The organism is Nocardia sp. NPDC058497 (assembly GCF_042720195.1).
GTDB lineage: Bacteria > Actinomycetota > Actinomycetes > Mycobacteriales > Mycobacteriaceae > Nocardia.
This window is the reverse complement of record NZ_JBHXMY010000806.1, coordinates 1-2,119: the sequence shown is the minus strand read 5'-3', so window position 1 is coordinate 2,119 and position 2,119 is coordinate 1. Positions and strand designations below refer to the sequence as shown.

2 protein-coding genes and 1 pseudogene are annotated in these 2,119 nt (G+C 62.3%); all 3 read left to right on the top strand.

The features are described 5' to 3' along the window. Positions 1-319, top strand: a pseudogene (locus tag ACFWPJ_RS31200) (hypothetical protein); the annotation flags it as partial. A 472-nt stretch (positions 320-791) separates the two neighbouring features. Next, a complete protein-coding gene (locus ACFWPJ_RS31195; protein WP_378856858.1) occupies positions 792-1,586 on the top strand; it encodes a type IV toxin-antitoxin system AbiEi family antitoxin domain-containing protein in 795 nt (264 codons plus the stop codon). Between the two features lie 182 nt (positions 1,587-1,768). Further along, positions 1,769-2,119 (top strand): nucleotidyl transferase AbiEii/AbiGii toxin family protein (locus tag ACFWPJ_RS31190; RefSeq protein WP_378856856.1); only part of this gene is annotated, 351 nt, incomplete at its 3' end.

The window sequence follows — 2,119 nt, the reverse complement described above, 5'->3', positions numbered from 1 at the left end:
CAAGAAAAACGATCTCGAGATCGCCGTGGTCCTCAAATCGTTGGCGTGGAACTGCCGCTTCGCAGACAAGGATGTCACCGACCTGATCACCTTGTTCCACATCGTGCACCGCCACCGGGCCCAGCTCTCCGGATGGCGTCTCGACGAATCGTCGTTGGCCGGCACGCGCGGCGACGCAGTCAAAGCACTGCAATTGCTCGCTGAACGCGTCGACCAAGGCCGCTGGGACACAGCGTTCCCTCCGGGAGTGTCACCAGCGCACTTCAGTGCCCTGATTCGGCGTCACACCCAGCCCAGGCACGCTGTCCGGGTCAGGTGACTCGAGCGAGCGTGGAACCAGCGCGGAACCTAGCTAGCCTCGGCCAATCATGGCAATTGCGCATAACCTGCACCGAGAATGCCGAAAGGTGCTCTGACCTGCAATAATTCAGCTTGCTGAGGGCTGAACAACGCACGGACCGGAGCACCTTCCTGGCGAAGAAGTGTACGTCGTGGTACCCGTCTTGGACCTACGTCTTCGCAGTCGCCGAGTACCGGCCGTACTTGCAGCCTCGGGAGAACGGATCGAACTGTTCATCTCGGATATCGACCAAGCAATCGCAGATGCGATCTAGCATGCGGTTTGAACAGGCTGGTGCTGCAGAACCGATCGATTGATGTTTGACGAGGTTTCGCTCGGCCGCCACGGCCTGGCGGCATGACTCGTTTTCGCAACGTCAAAAATACCCTAAGGGACTGCAGAGATCGCTTCATCTGATAAGTAGTGCCGATGGGTATGATATTTTTGATGCATGAAAGCGGAGGGTCGACTGCTCGCCTTGGCTGATATGGCCGAGGCGCAGTGGGGTCTGTTCACCTCCACTCAAGCCGGCGCGGCCGGGTTCACCGCCCAGCAGCTCAAACGCCTGGCCGATTCGGAGCTGATCATCCGGTTGCGGCATGGCGTCTACCGGCTGACCGGTGCGCCCGCGAATCCGGAGGACCCGATTCGCGCCGAATGGCTGGCCTTGGAACCGGGTCGCCAGGCGTCCGAGCGTCTCGCCGACGGGGTGCCGATGGGAGTGGTGTCGTACCGTTCCGCCGCGCTGATCCAAGGACTTGGCGACGTCGATGCCGATGTGCACGAGTTCACGGTGCCGCGGCGGCGCAGCACCCGGAGCCCGGATGTGAAGTTTCATGTCCGAGAACTGTCGCCGGAGGACTGGCACATGGCTGCCGGTCTACCGGTGACCCGGCCGCTGCGGACAGTGGTGGATCTCGCGGCGGCCCGCACCGACGGTGGGCATCTGGCAGGCGTTGTGCGCGATGCGATCCTCACCGAGGACACCACCCGTGACGAGCTGGCAACCGCACTGCGCCCCTACGCGCACTACTACGGCTTCCGAGTAGGCGCGGGCGATGCCCTGGTTCACAACTTCATCGGCCAGGCCGGCATCCCGGCTTCGGCCAAAGCGCTGACCCGCGACGATCATGGGATCGACCTCATCCTCTACGATGCCGACAACAATCCGATTCCCGTCCAGGTCAAGCACTTCCGCGCGCCCGGGAGGTCGGTCTATCCCGCTCGGGGCCAACAGCGCAGGTGACATACAGGCGGCCGTGCTGAATTACCTTCTGGCGCACCGGCTTGGCACAGGCAGTGCAGAAGGCGTTGTGTCGGATGCACTGAGGCGTAATCTCTCGGGGTACCTGTCCGGAACCGATACGGTGCCAGCGGCTCTGAGGCGTGCAGTTCAACAGAAGGACGACAACGAGAATCGGGGCGGGGATGACGACAACGTACAGGTATCCGAACGACCGGGGATTCCAGAGCGCGATCAACGAGCGGATCCGTGACCGCGCACGTGATCTGAAACGGCCCACCGCCGAACTGCACCGCGAGTTCTTCATGCAGCGGATGCTGGCCAGGGTGTTTCTCGAGCCTGCCGGACACTGGATCCTCAAGGGCGGGACATCGCTGCTGGTCAGGATCCCAGGTGCCCGCCACAGCCAGGACCTCGACCTGCTGCACCTGAACAATGGGCTGGAACAGGCATTCGAGGAACTGCATGCCTTGGTGATCGCGCCAAGCCAGCTCGACCGCTTCACCTTCCAACTACAGATCCGCAGTCTCAACTAC

What these genes read in the sequence shown, in the direction of transcription:
- ACFWPJ_RS31195 (WP_378856858.1), top strand. Translation starts at nt 792, where the DNA reads ATGAAAGCGGAGGGTCGACTGCTCGCCTTGGCTGATATGGCCGAGGCG.